At 34.4% G+C, this 3,200-nt stretch carries 3 protein-coding genes and 1 pseudogene; all 4 read left to right on the forward strand.

The genetic code is table 11. The features are described from left to right. Positions 1-216: pseudogene (locus CSQ86_RS09620) on the forward strand (UDP-glucose 6-dehydrogenase); the annotation flags it as partial. A gap of 8 nt (positions 217-224) precedes the next feature. Continuing rightward, positions 225-1,175: a glycosyltransferase family 2 protein gene (locus CSQ86_RS09625; RefSeq protein WP_100494922.1), complete on the forward strand. Its 951-nt coding sequence runs from the start codon at positions 225-227 to the stop codon at positions 1,173-1,175. 8 nt (positions 1,176-1,183) lie between these two features. Further along, positions 1,184-2,029: a glycosyltransferase family 2 protein gene (locus tag CSQ86_RS09630; protein ID WP_100494923.1), complete on the forward strand. Its 846-nt coding sequence runs from the start codon at positions 1,184-1,186 to the stop codon at positions 2,027-2,029. A 1-nt stretch (position 2,030) separates the two neighbouring features. Beyond that, positions 2,031-3,131, forward strand: a complete 1,101-nt coding sequence (locus CSQ86_RS10150; protein ID WP_100494924.1) for an EpsG family protein — start codon at positions 2,031-2,033, stop codon at positions 3,129-3,131. Positions 3,132-3,200: the final 69 nt, after the last annotated feature.

Raw genomic sequence — 3,200 nt, forward strand, 5'->3', positions numbered from 1 at the left:
CAGGGCGTGATGAAGCGGGTCAAGGCGAAGGGCGCGACCGTGATCGTGTACGAGCCGACCCTGGAGGACGGCGGCACGTTCTTCGGCAGCCCGGTGGTCAACGACCTGGAGGAGTTCAAGCGGCGCAGTGACGCGATCCTCGCGAACCGGTACGACCCCTGCCTCGACGACGTGCAAACCAAGGTCTACACCCGAGACCTCTACAAACGAGACTAAGGAATACAATGCATTCTACAATAATATTAGGAACCTATAATGGTGAAAAATATTTACCTGAATTTTTGACTTCACTTGAAAATCAAACTAATCAGGATTTTGATATATTAGTATCAGACGATTTATCAAAAGACAATACGTTAAACATTCTTAAAAGCAGTATCTTCTTTCGTACCAGCCGCATGAAAATTATTAGTAATAATTCGAATCACGGTGCCGCAGGAAATTTTATTAATGCTATAAACTATTCACCTGAATCAGAATACTATTTCTTTGCTGATCAAGATGATTATTGGCACAAAGACAAAATATCAATATTGTCATTATTATTATCAAACAAGGATAACAATATTCCACAATTAGTATTTTCTGACTTAGAAGTAGTGGATAAAGAATTAAATAATATATCAAAGTCATACTTTTCTTACACAAAGTTTAATCCAAGCAATAAAAACTTATCATTCCCACGTCTATTAATTGAGAATCGTGTTCCAGGTTGCGCAATGGGCTTCAACAAGAAACTCTTTATGCTGATGAGAGGAAACATAAATCCTCAAAAAATAGTGATGCACGATTACATTGCCCTACAGATTGCTGCTTTTTTCGGAGAAATTCATCATCTAAATCAATCTCTAATAAAATATCGCCAACATGAAACAAACACTATTGGAGCCCCTCAATATTCTTTGAGTTACTTCGTAAAAAGAATTAAAAGATTTTATTTAAAATACGGTGTTCATATCTATAAACATAGGCACAACCAAATGATATTAAAGGAGAATCAAGCATCCGTTTTGATTAAACTCCCAAACGCATCAACACGTAGAGAATATGAAGTAGTTAAACAATTTGCATCACTCGAATTAGAAAATAAACTAAGAAGAATATTATTTTTGATAAAAGAAAAAGTATATTACGACAAAACTATAGAAACAATTCAAGGATTCTTGACAATATAGGAACGAAAATGGAATACCCTAAAGTTAGTATAATAATTCCTACCTATAATCGCGAAAGCACACTAAAACGATCAATTAATAGTATTCTAAATCAGACTTACAAGTCATTCGAATTAATTATTGTGGATGATGGCTCAACCGATAAAACAAAGGAAGTAGTTAACTCCTTCAATGATGGACGGATTATTTACCTATATCAACAAAATAAAGGTGCTTGCGCAGCACGTAATTATGGTATATCAATTGCGCGCGGAAAATATATAGCATTTCAAGATAGCGATGATGAATGGCTTCCCAACAAGCTCGAAATGCAGTTGAGTACAATACGCAGGACAAAATCTGATTTTGATATATGCAGAATGCAGACAGTAGAAAATAAAGAAATAGTACCCTCGGACACTGCAATAAACGCGGGGTTGAACGCGCAATATATAATAGGTGCTAATTTCATGAGCACACAAATGCTGCTAATACGCAAAGATGTAATATTGGCGGAAAAGTTTGACCCATCTTTGCCTAGATTCCAAGACTGGGATTTAGCGATGCGATTATATCCAAAATACAAATCTTCTTTTACTCCTTTTGTTCTAGTCAAACGTTATTTGATGTCCGATAGTATTACATATAACAATAATAAAGCCGTTCAAGCTTATTCAATTCTTGAGAAGAAATATAGCAATATATATACCAAAAATCCTGATAGGTATAGCATATATTTATACAATAAAGTCAAAGCTTGCGGCAAATCTTTATCAAGAGAAGAAAAGCTTTCTATCTATAAAACCAGCTTTAAATATAAAGCAAGATTTAAAACACTAGTTCGCATCATTCAGACTTTTTTTGGAAAAGAATAAGATGTACATTTATATAGCAAATATATTGTTGTCAACAATTTTTTTCAAATTATCTGATTACTTTAGGTCTAGAATCTGTTTAACAATTGCCGTTTTACTTCCTGTATCAGTAGCAGGGCTACGAGATACATGGATTGGAACAGATATCGCGGTCTACGCTGCCGACACATATTCACATGCCGCTTCATCCTCCTCATTTTTCGCGTTGTTGAGTCAATTTAGCAACCAACCCCCAGGATTCCTCTTACTGACTTGGATAGTATCTCGTTTAGGGCAAAACCTTTTTTGGGTTTATCTAGCAACATTACAGCTAATCTGCATCATTCCTATTTACATCACACTTAAATATCTCGTCGGAAAATATACTTGGCTCGGAATGTGCGCCTATCTTATATTAATTTTCCCATCATCATTAAACATGATGAAGCAATGCATTGCCGTATGCATTGTTTTTTCATCTTTAATCTTTATAAAAAAACGTAATTTTAAATTATTTTTACTAACGATACTGCTTGCATTCACAATGCATCAAACCGCAATACTCTTTATAGTAATATATCCATTATATCTCTATATAGGATCTCAAAAAATCGACAAAGTGATTAAATATCTAAGCCTTGGAGCACTTACCTTTATATTTATTTTTTCACTTATAATTTATTATCGCGAATTTATTACCATCCTCGCGGATACACGAGACACCTATACTTATATAGCAGATAGGATGAATTCTAATACCTTCAATCAGACCAATCTATTGATACTTCTATACATGATAATTTTACATCTTTTCTTCATACGCGAAGGTAACTATAAAAAAAATAATATTACAGGCTTATTCTTTACCGCCGAATATCTTTCAATACTTGGATGGTGCGCAGAATTTCTTTCATTAATTGCCGCCGGTCTTTCTAGAATTGGTTTATATGGGCAAATATTCAATTGTCTTTATCTAGTATTGCTCGCGAAGATTCTCCCTAAGAGAACTGCAATCATTTTGCAGAGCATTTATGTCATTTTAGCTCTATATACATCTTTCCATCTTATAATTAATGGACAGAACCAAATTTATCCTTACTCATCAAGGCTTTTAGGCATCTAATTTCTTCTATTAAAAATGAGTACTCGTATTCGTTCTTTGAAGTTTAATGCGGTGATGAACATGATTCTC

It is taken from the genome of Bifidobacterium felsineum (genome assembly GCF_002802915.1).
Classification (GTDB): domain Bacteria; phylum Actinomycetota; class Actinomycetes; order Actinomycetales; family Bifidobacteriaceae; genus Bifidobacterium; species Bifidobacterium felsineum.

Excerpts from the sequence above, each read along its gene's own strand:
- CSQ86_RS09625 (WP_100494922.1), top strand. The coding sequence starts at position 225 with ATGCATTCTACAATAATATTAGGAACCTATAATGGTGAAAAATATTTA.
- CSQ86_RS09630 (WP_100494923.1), top strand. The coding sequence starts at position 1,184 with ATGGAATACCCTAAAGTTAGTATAATAATTCCTACCTATAATCGCGAA.
- CSQ86_RS10150 (WP_100494924.1), top strand. The coding sequence starts at position 2,031 with ATGTACATTTATATAGCAAATATATTGTTGTCAACAATTTTTTTCAAA.